Genomic DNA, 20,594 nt, shown 5'->3' with positions numbered 1-20,594 from the left:
GGACCCCCATGACCGTTTCTTCCGGCCGTGCAGCCCTCTCCGCCGCCCCCTTCGGCCACGCAGTCGCCATCGATTTCGAGACCGCGAACGAGACCCGCACCAGCGCCTGCTCCATCGGCGTCGCCTGGATCGAGGACGGCCGCGTGACCGCGACGGAAGAGCATCTGATCCGCCCGCGCGAGCTGCGCTTCAATTCCTTCAACAGTGTCATCCACGGCATCCGCGAGGCCGACGTCGTCGACGCTCCCGAATTCCCGGAGGTGTGGGCGGCCTTGCGCGACCGGGTGCAGGGGCGGCTGATCCTGGCCCACAACGCCGCCTTCGATATCAGCGTGCTGCGCCATACCTTGACCGACTACGGCCTGGACTGGCCGGATTGCGACTATCTGTGCACCGTCATGCTGGCCCGGCGCGCCTGGCCGGCGCTGGTCGCGCACAAGCTGAACCATCTGGCCGATTTCCTGGGCATCGCGCTCGACCACCACCATGCCGGCAGCGATGCCGAGGCCTGCGGCCGCATCGCGCTGGCCGCCACGCGCGAGATGGGGCTGGCGGGGTTGGCGGAGATCCCCGGCACCGGCATCAGCTTCGGCCGCATCGCCCCCGGCGGCTACACCCCCTGCAAGGGCGGCAAGGCGCCGCGCCGGCCGCGGGTGGCGGGAGCGGTCTGACCGGCGGGACTGCGGTCCCGGTTCGGCCAGCGGTTCGGCCGCCCAAGCTCAGCCCGCGCTTCCCCCTCCCGCCGGCCTGCGCTAGGCTCCCGCTCCACCGAACGGAGGAGGGGACCGCATGCTGTTCATGTTCCATTGCGTCGACAAGGCCGGTGCCGCCGACATCCGCGCAGCCAACCGCACCGAGCATCTGGCCTATCTGGAGGCCACCGCCGACCGCATCTTCGCCGCCGGCCCGCTGCTGTCCGACGACCAGAGCGGCATGGTCGGCAGCCTGCTGATCGTAGACTGCGCCGATGCCGCCGCAGCCCAGGAGTTCGCCGGCAACGATCCCTACGCCAAGGCCGGCCTGTTCGACAGCGTGACGATCCGGCCCTGGCGCCGCGTCTATCCCAAGGCCTGAGCGGGAGAGCGCAGGCGATGGCATACTGGCTGCTGAAGTCCGAGCCGTTCAAATATTCCTGGGACCGCATGGTCGCCGACGGCCGGACCCACTGGGACGGGGTGCGCAACCACCAGGCGTCCAACAATCTGAAGGCGATGGCGGTGGGCGACCGCGCCTTCTTCTACCACTCCAACGAGGGGCTGGAGATCGTCGGCATCGTCGAGATCGTCCGCACCTACTATCCCGATCCCAGCGACGAGTCCGGCCGTTTCGGCATGGTCGACGTGGCGCCGGTGACGGCGGTGAAGACGCCGGTCACGCTGAAGCAGATCAAGGCCGATCCGCTGTTGGAAACCATGGCCTTGGTCCGCCAGTCGCGCCTGTCCGTCTGTCCGGTCGCCGAGGCGGAATGGGCGCGGGTGTGCGATCTGGCGGGAGTGGCCGTCCCGGCGTGAGTTCCCCGTTCCCGGGGCGGCTCACGCCGCCCTGAGAGTGAAGGCGGCTCACCCCGGAACGGGAATAGGGGCGGCTCACGCCGCGCCGGCACTGGCCATCATGCGGCGCAGGTCGTTGGGGAAGACCGGCTTGTGCAGGAGGCGGAAGCCGCGGCGTTCCGCCTCTTCCTGACGTTCGGGGTTGGTGTCGCCGGTCAGGATGATGCCGGGAACGGTCTCGCCCATCAGGGTCCGGACGGCGGCAACCGCGTCGGGACCGGTGCGCCCCTGCTGGAGCTGGTAGTCGGCAAGCACGATCCGCGGGCGGCGGCCGTCGGCGCGCAGCCGCTCCAGGGCCTGGTCGCCCGATTTGGCTGTCAGCACGTCGTAGCCCCAGCCTTCCAGGATCGCCTTCAGGCCGAGCAGGATGATCGCCTCGTCGTCGATCACCAGCACCATGCCCTTGTCGGTTTCAGCGCCGGAGCCGGACGCCCCGTTGCTTCCCGCCATGGTGACGCCCGCCTTGCCGCCCATCGACTTGCCGCCCATCGCATTGCCGAAAGCGCTGGCGAAGGTGTCGATGGCTCGGCCGCGGTCATTGGCGGCGGCACTGTTGGCGGCGGCGGAACGGAGGGCCAGCGTCGCCGCGGCTGCCGCCGTGCCCCTGCCGGAACCGGAGCGGGAAGCGCCCAGGATCACCCGCGGCATCTCCACCGCGAAGACCGAGCCCTTGCCTTCCCACGACCGCACCGTCACCGCATGGCCGAGCAGCCGCGACAGCCGCTCGACGATCGCCAGCCCGAGGCCGAGGCCGCGCTCGCTGCGTTCGCCCAGCTGGGTGAACTCCTCGAAGATGTCTTCCAGCCGGTCGGCGGGGATGCCGGCGCCAGTGTCCCACACCTCCACCCGCATGCCCGACGGCGTGCGGCGGCAGCCCAGCAGCACCTTGCCGCTGGCGGTGTAGCGCAGCGCGTTCTCCATCAGATTGCGCAGGATGCGCTCCAGATGGGCCGGGTCGGTGCGCACCCAGGCACGGGTCGGCACGGCGCGCAGCTCCAGCCCCTTCTGGGCGGCGCGCGGACCGTATTCGGCGACCAGCCGGCCGAGCATCTGGTTCAGCCTGACCTCGACGGGGGCGACGGCGATCTTGCCGGATTCCAGCCGCGACATGTCGAGCAGGCTGTCCAGCAACCCCTTCAGCGTGTCCAGCCCCTGGCGGATGTTGTCCAGCATCGGCAGGGCGGCATGGCCCTGCATGCGGTCGCCCAGCGCCGCGGTGAAGAGGTAGAGCGACTGGACCGGCTGGCGCAGGTCGTGGCTGGCCGCGGCCAGGAACTTGGACTTGCCTTCGTTGGCGCGGTCGGCCTCCTCGCGCGCACGGTGCAGCTCGGCCTCGGACCGCTTGCGGTCGGTGACCTCGACCGCGGCACAGGTGACGCCTTCCACCCGGCCCGCCGGGTCGCGCAGCGGGTCGACCGTCAGGTCGAAGAAGCGGTCCTCGCCCTTGCAGCGGATCCGCACCTCCTCCCGCGCGCCGACACCGCTTTCCAGCACCCGGCGCTTCAGCGCCATCAGGCTTTCGGCGTCCTCGCGCCGGTCGGACAGGTCGGTGTCGGTCCGGCCGATCAGCGCCGCCGGCGCCACGCCCAGCCATTCGGAATGGGCCCAGCTGTAGCGCAGGTCGCGGTCCTGGTTGAACACCACGACGCCGGAGTTGCGCAGCCCGGTCCGCACACGCTCCTCGGCGATGCGCAGGGCCTCTTCGGTGCGCTTGCGCTCGGTGATGTCGATGCCGGTCGCGATCAGGTGGGTGACATGGCCGTCGGCATCGACCATCGGCGTCAGGTTGACGTCCACCGTCATCTCGCGCCCGTCCGCCATGCGGAGGCCGGAGTCGAACCGCGAGGCCCGCCCGCCTGCTCCGAGCGCCAGCGCGTTGCGCAGCCGTTCACGCCCGGCCTCGTCGAAGGACAGCCAGCAGATCTCGTCGAAGGGACGGCCGACGATGCGGGCGGCCGGCAGGCCGGCGGCGTCGGCCGCGGCGCGGTTGACCTGGGCCACCGCCCCGTCCGGGGTCAGCACGCCAACATAGGCCGGCAGCGCGTCCAGCACGGCGCGGATGTGGCATTCGGACCGGCGCAGCGCCGCCTCGCGCGCTTCCAGCCGGTCGGCCATCGCGTCGAAGGCGTGGCCGAGCTGGCCGATCTCCGACGAGCGGTCGGACAGCTTGACCCGGCTGGCGGTCTTGCCGTCGCTCCAGTCGCGGGCGGCGCGGACCAGCGCGTCGACCGGGCGGCGGATGAACAGGGTGCCGCCGATCCAGGCGGCGGCGGCGGCGACCAGGAATCCCGACAGCGTCATCAGCAGCCCGTCGCGGGTGGCGCGGTCGACCGCGCCCATGGCGGCGCCGCGGTCGACACCGACGCTGATGAACAGGTCGCGGATGCCGGCCGACGGCGGCGAATAGGCCAGGATGCGCGACACGCCGTCCAGGCCGGGCATCGTCTTCGCCCCCGCATCCCTCGTCGACAGCAGGGGGAGATAATTGTCCGGCAGCCGTTCGCCGGCCCGGCCCGGCCCGCCCGGCAGCTTGACCAGGATGGTGCCGGAGCGGTCGGCGACGGTCAGGGTCGCATTCTCCGGCATCGGGCGGGATGCGAAGGTGGCGGTGAGCCAGGACACGTCCAGCGACAGCGCGACGACGCCGGTCCGCTTCCCCTCCATGTTGGTGTAGGGGATGGCGACCGGCAGTTCGCCGCCGCCGCCGGAATGGGTGATCGTCCATTCGCCGACGGCGAAGCGGTTCTGCGCCATCGCCCGGCGGAAATGGGGCTGGGCGGACAGCGAGGCGCCGATGCGCGACGGGTCGGCGCTGCACAGGATCCGCCCTTCGGTATCGGTGACCGACATGCTGCGGTAGTTGCTGGAGCGGACGGACAGCCGTTCGAGATAGGTCTGGCAGCGCTCGACCTCGCCGCGGCGCAGGAAATGCGCCTCGGTCACCGCGGTGACCATCAGCCGGGCGCTGTCGATGATGCGGGCATGCTCGCTTTCCACTTGGTGCAGCAGCCGCTCCGCCTGGCTGGTCACGTCCGCCTCACGCTCCGACCGCTGCTCGAGCACGCTGTAGACCTGGATGCCGATCGCCGGCAGCACCGCGAGCAGGACCAGGATGAAGAGGCGTGCCAGTAGGGTCATGACGCAGACAAGGCTCCCACCGCAAAGCCGACCGGATGGATCGCCAGGTAGGCCCACCGTGCCGCTGCGGCCATCGTTAGCGCACTTATGGTTAAGAGCCGGTTAATTCAGGAAACAACCGGATGAGGAAGCCATGCCGACACTATCCGAAGGCAAACAACAGCCCCAACAATGAAGCGGATCTATTCGGCATTTTCATCAAATTTTGAAGCATACCCCCAAGGAAGCCACATTGATCGAAAGGAGTATGCCCTTGCAGGGGGCTTGATCCCCTCCGCTACCGCCGAGGAGACCCGGCCCTTGATTTCCAAAGTGGGGGAAGGCGACGGAGACGAGACCCTCCATGACCTGAAGTTCGGGCGGAGGATTGCGGCGCGGGAACAGCGCTCCCCATGGCCTGTTGGAAGCTTGCCCCGTTGAAAGCCTGCCATGACCCAACCCTTCCTGCTCCCCCCGCTCCTCACCACGCCCCGGGACACGCCGCGCCGCGTGGGGGTGGAACTCGAATTCGCCGACCTGGACGCGCCATCGGCCGCGGCCTGCGTGCGCGAATTGTTCGGAGGGACGGTCATCGTCGAAAACCCGCACCGCTGCCTCGTGGCGGGCACCCGGCTCGGCGACTTCACGGTGGAGCTGGACATGCGCTCCGCCCATCCCGGAAAGGGGGGATCGAAGGTCCTCGATCCGCTGCGTCCGCTCTGGGGGAACATCGGCAGCCTCGTCATGCCGTTCGAGATCGCAACCCCGCCGGTGACGATCGACCGGCTGCCGGACCTGGAGGCTCTCGTCTCCTGCCTGCGCGGCCGCGGCGCGGCGGGGACGGAGGCCAGCCCGCTGTTCGCCTTCGGCCTGCACTTCAACCCCGAGGTGGCGCGGACCGACGGCGACTACGTGCTCGACCACCTGAAGGCCTTCCTGCTGCTGGCGCCCTGGCTGCGACGGGAGATCCGCGTCGACCCGACCCGGCGCCTGTCCGGCTTCATCGCGTCCTTTCCGCTGCCCTACGCCGCCAAGGTCACCGATCCCGGCTACCGCCCCGGCCTGGGAACGCTGATCGACGATTACCTGGCCGACAACCCGACCCGGAACCGCGAGCTGGACCTGTGCCCGCTGTTCGCCCATCTCGACCGCGACCGGCTGGCCGCGGCGCTGGAGGATCCGCATGTGCGGTCGCGCCCGACCTTCCATTACCGGCTGCCCAACGCCCGGCTGAGCGATCCCGGCTGGTCGCTCGCCGCCGACTGGAACCGCTGGGTGGCGGTGGAGCGGCTGGCGGCCGACCGGCCGCTGCTGGACCGGCTCGGCGCCGCCTATCGCGAGGCGGCGGATGGGCCGGGGCTGGCGGCGTGGCCGGAGCGGATCGACGCCTTCCTGGCGGAGAGTCCCGATATCGGGGGCGGCATCCGGGGCGATACGCCGGCGTCCGGCGCCGCGGACGGCCCGGTACGGCAGGCGGTCTGAGGGAGGCGTCATGGCCGCGACAATCGGCAGAGCCGGATCCCGGTCCCGGCCGCTGGTCGGCATCACCGCCTCGGTCCATGGCAGCCGCATCGCCGCCATGGCCAACCGGCTGGCGCTGTGGCGGGCCGGCGCGGCGTCGGTCCGCATCACGGTCGACGCGCCTTTCCCCATCGAGCGGCTGGACGCGCTGGTGGTGGGCGGCGGCGACGACATCGACGCCTCGCTCTACGGCGAGTCCGCCCGGCCGCACATCCGCATCGATCCCGACCGCGACCGGCTGGAACTGCTGGCGCTCGATCGCGCGGCCCGGCTGGGGCTGCCGGTGCTGGGCATCTGCCGCGGATCGCAGATGATCAACGTCCACCGCGGCGGCTCGCTGCACGTCGACATCCACGAGGTGTACGAAGAGGCGCCGCACATGCGCACCGTCCTGCCGCGCAAGCGCATCCGGATCGAGCCTGACAGCCGGCTCTACCGCATCCTCGGCATTGCCGAATGCCGGGTGAACGCCCTGCATCACCAGTCGGTGGACCGCGTCGGCGACGGGCTGCGGGTCGTCGCCCGCGAGCGTGCCGGCATCGTCCAGGGCATCGAGGCTCCGGCCGAACCCTTCCTGATCGGCGTACAGTGGCACCCGGAATATCTGATCGCCGACAGCCGGCAACAGGCCCTGTTCCGCCGGCTGGTCGTCACGGCCATGGGCGAAGCTCCGCTGGACGAGATCGCCGGGGTCGCGCCCGCGCAATAGGGAGGCGGGTGGCATTGGCGGTCGGGCGCCAGAAGCAAAGCGAAGCGAAGCAAAGCGGGCGCCGCCGGAGGGATGGCTCCGGCGACGCCCGCATGGTCGGTCCCCCGGGGGAACGGCCCCCGAGGGATGGCAGTGAAGGGGATGGCAACCGAGCTGCCGTCAGTTGCTGCCGGCCGGGCCGCAGTTCGGGGTGCCCGGCGGGCAATGGGTTCCGGTCGCGCTCTGGTTGTCACGCGGGATATTGCTGCCGGTGTTGTTGCCCATGCCCGACGGCGCGGTGGTCACGCCCGGCGTCGAGGAGCCCGACATGCTGCCGCCGGTGGTGCCGCCGGTCGAGCCGGAGGTGCCCGGAGCGCTCAGCGGACCGCCGGACGTCGAACCGGCCGACGGCGAGGTGGTGGCGCCCGGCGCGGTGCGGACGATGCCATCCGGTCCGGTGTAGCTGGTTCCGTCGGCAGCACCCTGCGGAGCCGTCTGGGCCATGGCCGAGCCGGCCATCAGGAAAACCGCCGAAACCACGCCGATCATCAGGTTACGCATCCTCGAACTCCTTCATGGTGGCGACGCCTCGCGAACGGGCGTCATTGGGACCGGGGCGGATGCCGGGCCAGGGATGGCCGATCTGGCAACCCCGACTTGGCAACCGCCTCTTTCACCGGGTTCAACAGTGTGAACCGGCCATGGTTTCGGGCTGCGCGGTCGCTTTTTTCAGGATTCGGCGGCAAAGGCGTTCCATCGCCGGATCCTTCGGCGTGACCCCGACGCCCTGGCCGCGTCAGGGGAACAACCGGTTCCGACAGGGGTTCAAGCCGCGAGACGGACGGACTTTCCCGATCTGCCCGTCCGCCAGACACCACGCCCGGCCCCCACATGAAGCCAGATCCTTCCGCCCTCCCCTTCCGCTTCCCGCCCCGCCTGTCCCCAGCCTCTCCGGAACGGGCCTCTCGCGAACGGGCGGCGCCATCCCGGGGCGGGCCGGTGCTGCGCCCCGGCGACACCTGCTGGCGGATCGAGCGGGCCGGACGGGTCGCGGTCCTGGTCGACGGGGCCGACTATTTCGTCGCCGCCCGCACCGCGATGGAAAAGGCGCGGCAGTCGATCCTGCTGGTCGGCTGGGACATCGACCCGCGCATGCGGCTCGACCCCGAAGGGTCGGAGACGCTCGGCCCCTTCCTGACCCGGCTGATGCGCTCGCGGCCCGGCCTGCATGTGCGGGCGCTGAAGTGGGAGATGCCCTTTCCCATCGCGCTCGACCACCCGCATGAACCGCTGGAGCGCTGGAACCGCGGCACCGGCCACCGGCTGAACGCCCGGCTGGACGACGAGCTGCCGGTCGGCGCCGCCCAGCACCAGAAGCTGCTGGTGATCGACGACGCGCTGGCCTTCTGCGGCGGCATCGACTTCTCCTTCGACCGCTGGGACACTTCGGAACACCGCGACGACGATCCGCGCCGGGTCTGCCTCGACGGACAGCCCTACGGCCCCCGCCACGACGTCATGATGATGGTCGACGGCGATGCCGCCGCCGCGCTCGCCGAACTGGCGCGGGAGCGCTGGCACCGGGCCACCGGCGAGGCTCTGGCTCCCTGCCCGCCTTCCGGCAGCGACCCGTGGCCCGACTGCCCGTTGCCGGACTGCGCCCATCCGGTGCTGACCGACGCACGGGTCGGGGTGTCGCGCACCGTGCCGCCCGCCCAAGGCCGTCCGGCGATCCGCGAGAGCGAGGCGCTGACCTTCGCCGCCATCGCGGCGGCCGAGCGCACCATCTATCTGGAGAACCAGTATTTCGCCTCCGCCCGCATCGCCGACGCCCTGGCCGGCCGGTTGGCCGAGCCGGACGGGCCGGAGGTGGTGCTGGTGGTGTCGAAGGAAAGCCCGAACTGGTTCGACCGCATGGCGATGGACACGCCGCGCTCGGTCGCGCTGCGCTGCCTGCGCGAGGCCGACCGCTTCGGCCGGCTGCGCACCATGACCCCGGTCACCGACTCCGGCGCGCCGATCATCGTCCATTCCAAGGTGATCGCGGTCGACGGCCGGCTGCTGCGCATCGGCTCGTCCAACCTGAACAACCGCTCGATGGGCTACGACAGCGAATGCGACCTGACCATCGAGGCGCCGGGCGAGGATGGCCCGGACAAGGACGGGCCGGCCCGCCGGGACGTGGCTGATGCCGCAAGGGATATCATCGTCGGCGTGCGCAATCGCCTGCTGGCCGAGCATATGGGCGTCGACCAGGATCTGCTGAATGCGGCGGTGTGGGAAACCGGCAGCCTGATCGCCGCGATCGACCGTCTGCGCAAGACCGCCGGCCGCCGGTTGGTCGATCTGCCGGCCGACGACCCAAGCCTGACCGAGCAGGCCTTCGCCGCCCTGCGCATCGCCGATCCCGGCAACCCCGGCGAAGCCTGGGCCCCCTGGAAACGGCTGCCGCCAGCGCCGCGCTCCGGCCTGCGCGCGGCTGCCGCGGCGCTGCTGGTGATTGGCGTGGCGGCGGGGATCTGGGGCGTGGCCGGGGCGGCGCGCAACGGTGCGCGCCGGCGATAGGGCCGGCGCGCCTGTTTTGACGGCTCTGTATTCAGCGGGTCCCTATTCAGCGGGTCTGGGCCACCGTGCCGTCGTCGGAGATGACGATCTCCACCCGGCGGTTCTGCTGGCGGCCGGCATCGTTGCCGTTGGACGCGACGGGCTGCGCCTCGCCCATGCCCTGGGTGACGATGCGCGACGGCGGGACGCCGCGGGCGGACAGGGCGTCGCGGACGGATTGGGCCCGCGCCTCCGACAGGCGCAGGTTGGCCGCGTCGTTGCCGGTGTCGTCGGTGTGGCCCTCGATCCGCACCGTGCGGGCGGGATGAGCCTGCAGGAACCGGGCGAGGCGGTCGATGCGCTCATGGGCGCCGGGGGTCAGTTCCGCCCGGCCGGTGGAGAACAGGATGTCGCCCAGCGTCATCACCAGGCCGCGCTCGGTCCGCTGGGCCTGGAGCTCGCGCAGCTGCTGTTCCAGCGCGGTGTTGCGGGCCTGGAGGCGGTAGCTGTCGGCATTGGCGACCACCGTCTGGGCCCCCTTCACCCCGGCCGTCTCCTGCGCGATCTGGACGCGGCGGCTGGCGATATAGGCCTGATGGTCGATCTCGGCGGCGGCGGCGCCCTGGACGCGCATCGCCTCGGCCCGGCGCAGCGCCTGTTCGGCGTCGCGCAGCTGCAGCGGGGCGTTGCCGGCGACCTGCGGGTTGGCGGCGGCAAGGCTGTAGTCCTGGCGCGCCTGGGTCAGGGCGGCACTGTCGGTCGGCTGGGTGGCGCAACCGGCGAGCCCGAGCCCGAGGCCGGCGAGAACCAGCAGGTTGCGGGTGGTGAACGGCGTCATTGGCGCATCTCCGGATAGCTGTAGCCCCAGGCGTTGCCGGTGCCGGCACCGGGGGAACCGGCCGGAGCCGGCGGGACGGCGGCCGGGGCGCCATAGCTGGAACCGCTCGGGCCTGAACCGCTCGGGCTGCCGCCCGGCGCCGGCAGCGTGCCCAGCGTCGAGCCGCCGGCAGAGGACCCGCTGTGGACGGGCGCGCTGCCGGGCGCCATGGCCGATTGCGGCGCGGCCGGGGTGGCCGACCGGCGCACCGCCGTCGCGGCCTGCTGGGTCACCGCGCGCTGCGACGTCACCGTCGCCAGTTCGGCATCGACGCGGGCCTCGTCGGCCAGCCGGCGGGCACGGGTGCGCTCGTCGGCGCGCATGGCCTCGTCGGCGGCGGCCAGCTTGTCGCGGGCGCTCTGCAGCGCCACCGGGGCGTATTGCAGGGCGTTGGCGCGCTCGGCCTCCTGCACCGCCTGGGAGGCGGCGCCGAGCTGGGCGGTGGGGGGCGGCACGCTGCCGGCGCAGGCGGCCATGCCGAGCGCGGCGGACAGCACGGCGGCGGCTCGCCATCGGGTCGTCGTTGCGGGGATGCGGGTCATCGCGTTGGATCCTTATCGGAAACGGCGGCACGCCGGATGGGTCCAGGCCGGAAGGCCATGCCCGTTCGGGTGGTTCGTGGCTCCAACGCTCGGGGGCGGGCCAAGGTTCCAGGCCGGCTCATCCCCCGCCGCGCAAAGCCGCGTCCTTCGCCAGACGGCTGGCGCGGCGGTGGCGGACCAGCCGCAGCACATAGGCGGCCAGCAGCAGGATGAACAGCGCCAGCGCCCCCGGCACCATCCAGTCGGCGATCCAGGGAAAGCCCACCCGCACCAGATAGCCGGTGGTGGCGAGCACCAGGGACCATAGCGCCGCCCCCGTCGCCGCATAGACCAGGAACACCGCCACCGGCAGCCCGCAGGCCCCGGCGGGGACCGAGATCAGGGTGCGCAATCCCGGCAGCGGCTGGCACAGCAGGACGGCGACGCCGCCTCGGCGCGCGAACCATTCGGTGGCGCGGTGGACCTGCTCCGGCTTCACGGTCAGCCAATGGCCATGGCGGCGCAGGAAGGCCTCGAAGCGCTCGCGCCCCATCCAGTGGGCCGGCAGATACCACACCAGCTCCCCCACCGCGGAGCCGAGCCCGGCGGCCAGCGCCACCAGCAGCAGGTTGAACTCGCCCGTCGCGGCTCCCATGCCGGCCAGCGGGATCACCGTCTCCGCCGGCACCGGCGGCAGCACGCGGGCCAGCACCAGCATCAGGAAGATGCCGGGATAGCCGAACTGCTGGACGATCTGGACGATCCATTCGGTCATGGGGGCACGGCCATCGGGTTGACGGGGCGGAAGGGCGAGATACCGTGAACCGCGCCACCCGCACAGGCGTTCCGCCTTCTTCTCGACTGACGTCCCCATGCTTGACTGTCGTCAAGGCGGCGATCCTTCGCCTACGGTTGAATGGGACCATCATGACCGCATCCCTCGCCCTCGCCGCCGCCCTGCTGTTCCTCAGCCACGCCCTGCCGTCCTGGCCGGGCTTGCGGCCCGCCCTGATCGCGCGGCTCGGCCGCGGCGGCTTCGCCGCCCTCCATTCCGCCGGTTCGCTGGCGACGCTGGCCCTGTTCGTTCTGGCCTACCGCGCGGCGGACGGCGGCGAGGTCCTGTTCACCCCCGCCGGCTGGGCGGCGCCGCTGGTGGTGCTGGCGATGCCGCTGGTCTTCCTGCTGCTGGTCGCCCGCATCACCACCCGCTTCGGCAGCCAGGATGCGCCCGACCCGCCGCGGGGGATCTACCGCCTCACCCGCGCGCCGGGCAGCCTGGCTCTGCTGCTGTGGGCGCTGGTCCATCTGAACGCCACCGGCGACGGCCGGCGGGTGCTGCTGTTCGGCACCATGGCCGCCATCGCCCTGTTCGCGCTGGTCAAGAACGAGGTCGTGCTGCGCCGCGGCCCGGCCGGCCGCGCCTTCCGGGATCGGACGTCGCTGCTGCCGCTCGCCGGGCCGCAGGGGCTGCGGGACACGGCGGCGGGACTGGCGGAGATGGGGCCGGCGCGGCTGGCCGGCGGGCTGGCGGCCTATGGCGCCATGCTTGCGGCGCATCCCTGGCTGTTCGGCGTGGATCCCCTCTATTGGGTAGGTTGAGCGTGACGGTCGAACGGCGCATGTGTTGAAGCGGGACGGGAATACCGCGCCCTTCCCGACCACGCGCCCTGCAGAACCGCCCCCCGCAAAACCGCGTCAGGAATCCCCGCATGAAAATCCGCGAGATCATGACCCGCGACGTGCAGACGGTACGGCCCGACGACAGCATCCGCCGCGCCGCGCAATTGATGGACCAGTTGAACGTCGGCATCCTGCCGGTCTGCGACGGACGGGATCTGGTCGGGGTGGTGACCGACCGCGACATCACCGTCCGCGCCATCTCGGCCGGAAAGCAGCCCGACCGCTGCAAGGTGGCCGAGGTGATGACCGCCAACCCGCGCTACTGCTACGAGGACGACCCGGTCGGCAGCGTGACCCAGCTGATGGCCGGCCAGCAGATCCGGCGGGTGCCGGTGGTGGACCGCAACGACCGGCTGACCGGCATCGTCTCGCTCGGCGACCTCGCCACCGAGGCGAAGAACGACCGCGCGGTCCACGACACACTGGAGCGGATCTCCTCCCCCTCCCAGCCGGACCGCATCCTGCCGGGCCGGTGACCTCAAGCAAGGGAACCTACCATCATGGAACACACACCGGGTCCGGACGACCCGCGGGTCCGTGAACGGGCCTACCAGCTCTGGGAACAGGAGGGGCGGCCCGACGACCGCCATCTCGACCATTGGGCGCAGGCCGTCCGCGACATCGAGGAGGAGGACCGGCGCAACGGCGGCGGCCCGCGCGTCACCGGCCCCGACGCCGGGCTCGCCGTCCCCGACGATGCCGCCGCCCGCAACCAGCGGGAGGCGGCGCAGCATCTGGGCCAGTCGGCGCTGCCGTCGGACGGTTGAACCAAACCGGGAGCGGTCACCCGGAAGCGGTCACTCGACGGTGACGCTGACCGCTTCCGTGCCCTTTTCGGTCTGGCGGACGGTCATGCGCACGCGCTGGCCGTCGTCCAGGCCGCGCAGGCCGGCGCTTTCCAGCGCCCGGGCCGGGACGAACACGTCACGTCCGCCGCCGTCGGGCTGGACGAAGCCGAAGCCCTTGCCGCCGTTGAACCATTTCACCGTGCCGGCCAGCTGGCTGGTCGGGCCGCCGGCATCCTGACGGCGCGGGCCGCGGTCCTGGCCACGGTCCTGGAATCCACGATTGCCCGGACCGCGGTCGCCGCCACGATCGTTGCCTCGATCGCCGAAGCCGCGGTCGCGCGGACCGCCGGCATCCCGGCGCGGGCCGTAGTTGCGGTCGCCGCCCCGATCATTGCCACGATCGCCAAAACCGCGGTCCCCGCCGCGATCCCCGCCGCGATCGCCAAAACCGCCACGGGCGGCCGGGCGGGCCGGCACGGCGGTGGACAGGTCGACGGAATGCAGGACGCTGACCTGCTGGCCCTTGCGGTCCTCCACGAGGTCGACGACGACGGTGGCGCCGTCCGGCAGCGTGGCGTGCCCGGCCGGCACGACGATGGAGGCCGGGATCAGGGCGTCCTTGCCGTTCCCCCCGACCGTGACGAAGCCGTAGCCCCGTTCCGGGCTGAACCATTTGACGGTCGCCGTCACCTGGGTGGCGATGACGTTGGGCTGGCGGTAGACGTGGCTGCGGGGCGGCTGATTGTGCATGGGAAACGCGAACTCCGACGAACAGAAGCGGCGCCCGTGCCGGTCCGATCGCGGACCGGCGGACGCCAACCTCTGACACATCGCCCGTCCTGGCGCTCTTGGCAAGTCGGGACCGCTCCGAATGCCCGGGAAGGGCCGTGAAATCTTGGGTGACCTCCGTCAGCCCATCAGGCGGTCCATCAGGCGGTCGGGCACCGGCGGCGGCTCGCGCGGCGGAACCGGGATGGGGGCCGGCGGCTCGCCCAGCGGCGGACGCGACGGGTCGCCAGGCACCGGCAGCGGCTCGCCGGGCATCGGCGGGATGGAGGGGTCGCGCGGCGGCGACGGCGGATAGGGACCGAGGCGGTGGACGGCACGATCATGCATGCGCGGCATCCTTGCAAGATGGAACCGATGGGGGGATTTGCCGGGTAGGATCGCCGGCCGGGCCGGACCGTCAGTCGCTCCGGCCGGCGGGGGCGGCCCCGGACAGGCGGCGGGCGTCGTTCAGGCTGTCCATGCAGCGGGCCTCGTCGCCGTCGCGGGCGGCGGCGCGGGCGGCGGTGACCAGCGAGTCCAGCTGGGCGTTGCGCGCCGCCTGCCCCATCGCGCCGTCGGCGGCGCCGGAGCCGCCGGGCGCACTGTCCGGCGCCGCCCGCGAGGAGGCCTGCGGCCCGACCGACGGAGCGGTCGGCATGTTGCTGCCGATGGCCGGCGGTTCGATCACCGAGCGGTCGCCGACCGACGGCGGCGCCACCATGCCGCCGGACCGGGCCAGATCCTCGCTGCCGGCGCCGCCGGTGCCCCCGGTGCCGGTCCCCTGCTCGTCGCGCGGGGTGGAGCCGGACAGGCCCGGCGGCGCCGTGCCGGGAACGGCCACCGGCGGCGGCTGGGTCGACAAACCAAGGTCGGCGGCGAACTGCTCCACCATCGCGGCGCAGCCGGCCGACGTCGCGGTTTGCGCCGCCGCCGGATGGGCGGCGAGAAGCCCGGCGGCCGCGGCGAGCGCGACGGGTCCGAGCCGCATGAGAGATGTCCGCATCGGTCGCGTCCTCTTCGGTTGTCTTGAGCCACAGGCGGCCATGCCCCATGGGGGCATCCTTCAAGCCTGCCCCCTGGGGGCATCCTTCACCGGAATAAACGGCCCGCATCCGGGCGGGTTCCGCCGGATAGCGGAAGGTGGGGGTGGAAGGTCGGCCCGGCCATGCAGCCTGCACATTTCGCAGGCAGTCGTCGGGGGCTGTAGAGTGCGGCTCCCGATCCTCAACCAACGGTCTCCGTTTCCATCATGATCGCCAACATTGCCGCGCTGGGCGCGGCGCTGTGCTGGGCCGCCGGCGGCCTGATCGCCATCGGGCCGGTGCGCGTGCTCGGCTCCATCGCCTTCAACCGCCTGCGCCTGACCATCGTCGCCGCGGCGCTGCTGGTCGCCACCACGCTGCTGGGCGGCTGGGAGACGCTGGATGCCGGCGCCGTTCTGACGCTGGCCCTGTCGGGCGCGGCCGGCATCGTGATGGGCGACATGGCGCTGTTCTGGTCGCTGAGCCGCCTCGGCCCGCGCCGCAACGTGGTGATCTACGCCGCGAACGCGCCGCTGACCGCCCTGCTCGGCTACGGGCTGCTTGGCGAGGCGCTGGGGCCGTGGACGGCGCTGGGCATCGCGCTGGTGACGCTGGGGGTGATGCTGGCGGTGGCCCTGCGTTCGGGCTCGACCCACAATTGGGAATCGGTGCAGGGCAGCCTGCTGGCCGGGGTCGGCGTCTGCCTGGTGGCGGCGATGGCCCAGGCGGTGGGGTCGGTGATCGCCAAGCCGGTGATGGCTGCCGGTGCCGATCCGATCGCCTCGGCCACCGTGCGGGTGACGACCGCGGCACTGATGTTCACCGCCATCGGCATGCTGATGACGATGCGCAACGGCGGTGCGGCAGCGGCGGCCGGCCTGTTCCGCCTGCCGCCCGGCCTGACGCCGAAGCTGACGCTGCAGGTCGCCGGCAACGGGCTGCTGGGCGTCGGGCTGGGGATGACGCTGCTGCTGGTCGGGCTCGCCCACGGCAATGCCGGCGTGGTCGCCACCCTGTCTGCGCTGAGCCCGGTGCTGATCCTGCCGATGATGTGGCTGTTGACCGGACAGCGCCCGTCGCTGGGGGCCTGGGCCGGCGCGGCGGTCGCCGTGGCCGGCGTCGCCCTCATCGTCAACCGGTGACGCTCAGGCGGTGACGGTCAGGCGCTGATCGGCCGGCGCCCGCCTCACCGCACCGTCTCGACCGCCACGCCCAGGGTCGGCAGCGCTGCCCGGAGTGCGGCGGCAGCGCGGTCGGAGGCCTCGCGCAGCTGCGCCTTCAGCGCCGGCGCGTCCGACCGCTCCTGTTCGCAGGCGTGCTGGACCTTGCGGGCGAGGCCCGACAGTTCCATGAGCCCGACATTGCCGGCCAGCGACACCATGGCATGGGCGTCGGCCGCCGCCGCCTTCGCCGTCTCCGCCGTGTCGACGCGGTCGACGCGCAGAGCCAGCTCCGCAAGCGTACCGGTGACGAAGCGGGGCAGCGCATCGGCCCCCAGCGTGTCGGCCAGCATGTCCAGCGCGGCGCGGTTCAGCACCGGCACGCCGTCGGAAGCCGGAACCGCCGCCTTCGATGTCTCCGCCGGGAGCGGAGAGTCGGATGGAAGCTCGGAATCGAGCTCCGCCCCGGCGGCGAGCCAGCGGTCGACCGCCGACAGCAGGGTGTCGCGTTCGATCGGCTTGGTCACATGGTCGTTCATGCCGACATCCAGGCAAAGCTGCAGCTGATCGGTCAGCGCATTGGCGGTCAGCGCGATGATGGGCACGGCCCCCCGCCGCCCGCCGAGCCGGCGGATCGCCGCGGTCGCCTGCAGCCCGTCCATGCGCGGCATCTGCATGTCCATCAGGATCAGATCGAAATCGCCGCCGCGCACCGCCTCCACCGCCAGCTCGCCGTCCTCCGCCACCTCCACCGTGTGGCCGGCCTTGCACAGAATGGACGAGGTGACGATCTGGTTCATCGGCACGTCCTCCGCCAGCAGGATGCGCGCACCGCGCCGCGGGGCGGCTTCCGTCCTGTCGGCGGCGGGGGCGACCACGGCCGGCGCCACCGGCAGCGGCAGCTCGAACCAGAAGGTGCTGCCGATGCGGAGGCTGCTCTGCACGCCGATCCGCCCGCCCATCAGTTCCGCCAGCTGCTTGGAGATGATCAGCCCCAGCCCGGTGCCGCCATAGCGCCGGGTGGTCGACCGGTCGCCCTGGTTGAAGCGCTGGAACAGGTTGGCCTGATCGGCGGCGGGGATGCCGGGGCCGGTGTCGCTGACGGCGAAACGGATCAGCGCGACGCTTCCCACCCCCGCGGCATGCTGTCCCGCCGGGCCTTCCCCCAGGGGGGCCACCTCTGCGGCACGGTCGGCGAACAGCATCCCGACCGACACCAGCACCGATCCGCGCTCGGTGAACTTCAAGGCATTGCTGACCAGGTTCAGCAGGATCTGGCGGATGCGCGCCTCGTCGCCATGGACGAAGCGCGGCACCGTGCCGCCCAGCGACAATTGCAGCAGCAGCCCCTTCTGCGAGGCGGCGTTGCTCATCAGGTCGCGGCAGTCGCGCAGCAGCCGGTGCAGGTCGAAGGCGCGCTCCTCCAACTCCAGCTTGCCCGCCTCGATCTTGGAATAGTCCAGGATGTCGCCGATGATGGCCAGCAGCCCGCGCCCGGCCTCGCGCTGGAGCGCCACATACTGGCGCTGCTCCGCCGTCAGCTCGGTTCCCAGCAGCAGGTCGGCGAAGCCGATGACGCCGTTCAGCGGGGTGCGGATCTCGTGGCTCATCGAGGCCAGGAATTCCGACTTCACGCGGTTGGCCGCCTCCGCCTCGGCGCGGGCGTCGGACAGCTCGCCCTCGTAGCGCTTGCGTTCGGTCACGTCGCGGACGACGCCGACGACGAGAAACCCGCCATCCGCCCCCACCGTCGGGCGCATGCTGGATTCGACCCACAGGTAGCGGCCGTCGCAGTGACGCAACCGGTGGGTGAAGGTGACGGGAGGCGATCCCGGCCGCATGCTGGCGAAGGCCTGCGACGCCTTTTCCAGATCGTCGGGATGCAGCAGGTCGGCCGGGGCGGTGCCGACGACCCCGGCCGGGTCGCAGCCCAGGATGTCGCGCGCCGACGGCGACAGGTAGCGAACCGTTCCGTCGGCCCTCATCTCCAGGATCATGTCGGTGGCGTTGTCGGCCAACAGACGGTAGCGCGCCTCGCTCTCGCCCAACCGCTGCTCGGCGTCGTGCTGGCGCTGCTCGCGCAGCAGCAGGCCGCCGAGGACCAGGGTGCCGACCGGCACGATGACCAGCAGCGGCGGCGCCGTCGCGCGCGCCACCCGCCACATCAGCTCAGGGTCCGGCAGCAGCAGCAGGGAGGGCAGCGAAACCAGCGTCAGGAGCAGGCCGAACCCCAACAGCGGCACCGCCCCCAGCCGCAGGCCGCGGCGGCGTGCCCAGACGGCGAAGCCGACCCCGGTCGAAAAGGACAGCAGGGCGTTGGCGACCCCCGCCTCCATCCCGACCCCGCCCAGCCAGATCCGGTAGCCGGCGACCGTTCCCGCGGTCATCGCGGCGGAAACCGGACCGCCGAACAGCGCGGCCAGACCGATCAGCGCCGTGCGCGCGTCGATGAAGATGCCCGGCCCGACATGGATCGGGTGGACCATCGAGAACAGCGCCGTCAGCGCCATCACCGTCCCGAAAACCATCTGGCGGGCGAGCGGGCTCCAGCCGTCGGACCGGCGGATCAGGAAGGTGTAGGCAAGGACGACGAAGGCGCTTGCCGCGGTGTTCTCGGCAAGGTCGTACGCCATGGAAGAAAAATTGCCCGCCATCGCCCGGCCGCCTGTCCCCGCTCCGTTCCGGCTACCTCTATACCACGGAAGGATGCCACGAAACCGCTAACACCAATGGGGCAATGTGACTTTTGACGGCCGGACTCCGCCCGCTCACGCCTCGGCGTCGGGTTGCCGGTCGGGAGCCGCGGCGGCGAAGGCCGGCAGGGCACGGCAGGCCCCGTCGATGCGCAGCAGCGTCGGATAGGCGTCCAGCGGGCAGCCGAACCGGCGGGCGTTCGCCATCTGCGGCACCAGCACCACGTCGGCCAGACCGGGCGTGTCGCCATGGCAGAACCGCCCGGTGCGCGGATCGCCGGCAAGCTGCGCCTCCAGCGCCGTCAGCCCGATGGCGATCCAGTGGCGATACCAGCCGTCGACCTCCTCCTGGGGGTGGCCCATCGCCTTCAGATGGCCAAGCACCCGCAGATTGTTGAGCGGGTGGAGATCGCAGGCCACCGCCAGCGCCAGCGCCCGCACCCGGGCGCGACCGGCCGGATCCGCCGGCAGCAGCGGCGGGGCGGGATGGGTCTCGTCCAGATACTCGATGATGGCGAGCGACTGGGTCAGCACATGGTGCCCGTCCGGCCCGTCGACCTCCAGCGCCGGGACCAGACGCTCCGGGTTGAGGTCGGCGAAGGGCGGCTTCGCCTGCTCCCCCCGGCGCAGATGGACGAAGGCCTGGTCCGGCGCCAGCCCCTTGAGGTTGAGCGCGATGCGCACCCGGTAGGCGGCGGAGGAGCGGAAGTAGGTGTGGAGTTTCACGGGATTGGTGTCCGTTGAAGTGTCGCGGCGGTTGCCCCCTCCCCATCCCTCCCCCGCTCCGCGGGAGAGGGGGTAGGAGCTTTGCGGGGAATTTTGCAAAGGAGCGGCGGCAGTCCCCTCTCCCGCGAAGCTCTCGCACAAAGCTGCGCTTTGTGCTGACGCGGCAGGCGGACCATAGGTCCGCCGAGAGCGGGGGAGGGTTAGGGAGGGGGCATCGGCAGCCGATACCCTGATCACAGCCCGAGATAAGCCTGCCGCACCCGCTCGTTGCTCAGCAGGGCGGCGCCGCTGTCGCTCAGCACGATCTCGCCGGTCTCGATCACATAGCCGCGGTCGGCGATGGCGAGCGCCGCATGGGCGTTCTGCTCGACCAGCAGGATGGTGGTGCCCTCGCGCTTCAGCCGCTGCACCGCGTCGAAGATCTCCGCCACCAGCAGCGGCGCCAGCCCCATGCTGGGCTCGTCCAGCAGCAGCAGCCGGGGTTTCGCCATCAGCGCGCGGCCCAATGCCACGATCTGCTGCTGGCCGCCCGACAGGGTGCCGGCGGGCTGGTCGCGCTTGACCTTCAGCATCGGGAACATCTCGTACAGCCGGCCGATGTCCTCGTCCGGCCTGCCGCTGCCGCGGCGGAAGGCGCCGAGCCTAAGATTGTCCTCGACCGTCTGCGGCCCGAACAGCTGGCGGCCCTCCGGCACCTGCACCACGCCCTCCGCCACCCGGCGCGACGATTTCATCCGGGTGATGTCGCAGCCGTCGAAGGTGATGCGCCCGCTGCTGGCGGGATGGACGCCGGACAGGGTGCGCAGCAGCGTCGTCTTGCCGGCCCCGTTGGCGCCAACCAGCGCCACCAGCTCGCCCTCCCGTACGGTCAGGCTGGCCGATTTCAGCGCGTGGATGCGGCCGTAATGGCTGTTGAGGCCCTCGATCTCCAGAAGCATG

21 protein-coding genes are annotated in these 20,594 nt (G+C 71.7%); 10 read left to right on the top strand and 11 right to left on the bottom strand.

Features of this window, described 5'->3' with window-relative positions:
* The first annotated feature begins 8 nt into the window (after positions 1-8).
* The 3 genes from AL072_RS06755 to AL072_RS06745 all read left to right on the top strand — a co-directional run bounded on the left by AL072_RS06755 (position 9) and on the right by AL072_RS06745 (position 1,511).
* Positions 9-671 (top strand): 3'-5' exonuclease, encoded by a 663-nt coding sequence (locus AL072_RS06755; RefSeq protein ID WP_045580977.1) that lies wholly within the window; start codon positions 9-11, stop codon positions 669-671.
* Positions 672-789: 118 nt separating this feature from the next.
* Positions 790-1,074, top strand: a complete 285-nt coding sequence (locus AL072_RS06750; RefSeq protein WP_045580978.1) for a YciI family protein — start codon at positions 790-792, stop codon at positions 1,072-1,074.
* 17 nt (positions 1,075-1,091) lie between these two features.
* Positions 1,092-1,511, top strand: a complete 420-nt coding sequence (locus AL072_RS06745; protein WP_045580979.1) for an EVE domain-containing protein — start codon at positions 1,092-1,094, stop codon at positions 1,509-1,511.
* A 75-nt stretch (positions 1,512-1,586) separates the two neighbouring features.
* On the opposite strand, the gene AL072_RS06740 is transcribed toward AL072_RS06745, so the two are convergent.
* On the bottom strand, positions 1,587-4,688 hold the full coding sequence (locus tag AL072_RS06740; protein ID WP_045580980.1) for a PAS domain-containing protein: 3,102 nt from the start codon (positions 4,686-4,688) through the stop codon (positions 1,587-1,589).
* 429 nt (positions 4,689-5,117) lie between these two features.
* Between AL072_RS06740 and AL072_RS06735 the strand changes: the two genes are divergently transcribed.
* Together AL072_RS06735 and AL072_RS06730 are read left to right on the top strand one after the other, a co-directional pair.
* The gene (locus AL072_RS06735) at positions 5,118-6,149 is read left to right on the top strand and encodes an amidoligase family protein (protein WP_045580981.1); all 1,032 of its coding nucleotides are present in this window, start codon (positions 5,118-5,120) and stop codon (positions 6,147-6,149) included.
* Between the two features lie 10 nt (positions 6,150-6,159).
* A complete protein-coding gene (locus tag AL072_RS06730) occupies positions 6,160-6,897 on the top strand; it encodes a gamma-glutamyl-gamma-aminobutyrate hydrolase family protein (protein WP_045580982.1) in 738 nt (245 codons plus the stop codon).
* Between the two features lie 159 nt (positions 6,898-7,056).
* On the opposite strand, the gene AL072_RS06725 is transcribed toward AL072_RS06730, so the two are convergent.
* Complete coding sequence (locus tag AL072_RS06725) at positions 7,057-7,437, bottom strand: hypothetical protein (RefSeq protein WP_144428167.1); 381 nt, start codon at positions 7,435-7,437, stop codon at positions 7,057-7,059.
* A 438-nt stretch (positions 7,438-7,875) separates the two neighbouring features.
* Between AL072_RS06725 and AL072_RS06720 the strand changes: the two genes are divergently transcribed.
* Entirely contained in the window at positions 7,876-9,441 is a 1,566-nt protein-coding gene (locus AL072_RS06720) for a phospholipase D-like domain-containing protein (protein WP_045580984.1), read from the top strand.
* A 46-nt stretch (positions 9,442-9,487) separates the two neighbouring features.
* Here the strand turns inward: AL072_RS06720 and AL072_RS06715 are convergent, their stop codons facing one another.
* The 3 genes from AL072_RS06715 to AL072_RS06705 form a co-directional block, all read right to left on the bottom strand.
* On the bottom strand, positions 9,488-10,258 hold the full coding sequence (locus AL072_RS06715) for an OmpA family protein (RefSeq protein WP_045580985.1): 771 nt from the start codon (positions 10,256-10,258) through the stop codon (positions 9,488-9,490).
* Positions 10,255-10,839: a DUF4398 domain-containing protein gene (locus AL072_RS06710; RefSeq protein WP_045580986.1), complete on the bottom strand. Its 585-nt coding sequence runs from the start codon at positions 10,837-10,839 to the stop codon at positions 10,255-10,257. Before AL072_RS06710 ends, AL072_RS06715 begins: the two co-directional genes overlap by 4 nt.
* Before the next feature lie 118 nt (positions 10,840-10,957).
* Entirely contained in the window at positions 10,958-11,593 is a 636-nt protein-coding gene (locus AL072_RS06705) for a DedA family protein (RefSeq protein WP_045580987.1), read from the bottom strand.
* 152 nt (positions 11,594-11,745) lie between these two features.
* Here AL072_RS06705 and AL072_RS06700 point away from each other — a divergent pair, with 152 nt between their 5' ends.
* From AL072_RS06700 to AL072_RS06690, 3 genes are all read left to right on the top strand, one after another.
* On the top strand, positions 11,746-12,417 hold the full coding sequence (locus tag AL072_RS06700) for an NnrU family protein (RefSeq protein WP_045582435.1): 672 nt from the start codon (positions 11,746-11,748) through the stop codon (positions 12,415-12,417).
* Positions 12,418-12,527: 110 nt separating this feature from the next.
* Complete coding sequence (locus AL072_RS06695) at positions 12,528-12,974, top strand: CBS domain-containing protein (protein WP_045580988.1); 447 nt, start codon at positions 12,528-12,530, stop codon at positions 12,972-12,974.
* A 24-nt stretch (positions 12,975-12,998) separates the two neighbouring features.
* On the top strand, positions 12,999-13,265 hold the full coding sequence (locus AL072_RS06690) for a DUF2934 domain-containing protein (RefSeq protein WP_045580989.1): 267 nt from the start codon (positions 12,999-13,001) through the stop codon (positions 13,263-13,265).
* Between the two features lie 30 nt (positions 13,266-13,295).
* Here the strand turns inward: AL072_RS06690 and AL072_RS06685 are convergent, their stop codons facing one another.
* From AL072_RS06685 to AL072_RS06675, 3 genes are all read right to left on the bottom strand, one after another.
* Entirely contained in the window at positions 13,296-14,036 is a 741-nt protein-coding gene (locus AL072_RS06685; protein ID WP_052709921.1) for a cold-shock protein, read from the bottom strand.
* A 159-nt stretch (positions 14,037-14,195) separates the two neighbouring features.
* Positions 14,196-14,402 (bottom strand): hypothetical protein, encoded by a 207-nt coding sequence (locus tag AL072_RS06680; protein ID WP_045580990.1) that lies wholly within the window; start codon positions 14,400-14,402, stop codon positions 14,196-14,198.
* A gap of 70 nt (positions 14,403-14,472) precedes the next feature.
* Positions 14,473-15,042 (bottom strand): hypothetical protein, encoded by a 570-nt coding sequence (locus tag AL072_RS06675; RefSeq protein WP_245636786.1) that lies wholly within the window; start codon positions 15,040-15,042, stop codon positions 14,473-14,475.
* A 261-nt stretch (positions 15,043-15,303) separates the two neighbouring features.
* Here AL072_RS06675 and AL072_RS06670 point away from each other — a divergent pair, with 261 nt between their 5' ends.
* Positions 15,304-16,218: a solute carrier family 35 transporter gene (locus tag AL072_RS06670; RefSeq protein WP_052709922.1), complete on the top strand. Its 915-nt coding sequence runs from the start codon at positions 15,304-15,306 to the stop codon at positions 16,216-16,218.
* Between the two features lie 44 nt (positions 16,219-16,262).
* Here the strand turns inward: AL072_RS06670 and AL072_RS06665 are convergent, their stop codons facing one another.
* From AL072_RS06665 to AL072_RS06655, 3 genes are all read right to left on the bottom strand, one after another.
* Entirely contained in the window at positions 16,263-18,869 is a 2,607-nt protein-coding gene (locus AL072_RS06665) for a hybrid sensor histidine kinase/response regulator (protein ID WP_045582437.1), read from the bottom strand.
* Positions 18,870-19,004: 135 nt separating this feature from the next.
* On the bottom strand, positions 19,005-19,655 hold the full coding sequence (maiA, locus tag AL072_RS06660; protein WP_045580993.1) for a maleylacetoacetate isomerase: 651 nt from the start codon (positions 19,653-19,655) through the stop codon (positions 19,005-19,007).
* A gap of 233 nt (positions 19,656-19,888) precedes the next feature.
* Complete coding sequence (locus AL072_RS06655; protein WP_045580994.1) at positions 19,889-20,593, bottom strand: ABC transporter ATP-binding protein; 705 nt, start codon at positions 20,591-20,593, stop codon at positions 19,889-19,891.
* Between the last annotated feature and the right edge of the window lies 1 nt (position 20,594).

Source organism: Azospirillum thiophilum, from assembly GCF_001305595.1.
GTDB lineage: Bacteria > Pseudomonadota > Alphaproteobacteria > Azospirillales > Azospirillaceae > Azospirillum > Azospirillum thiophilum.
This window is presented reverse-complemented; position numbering and strand designations above follow the sequence as displayed.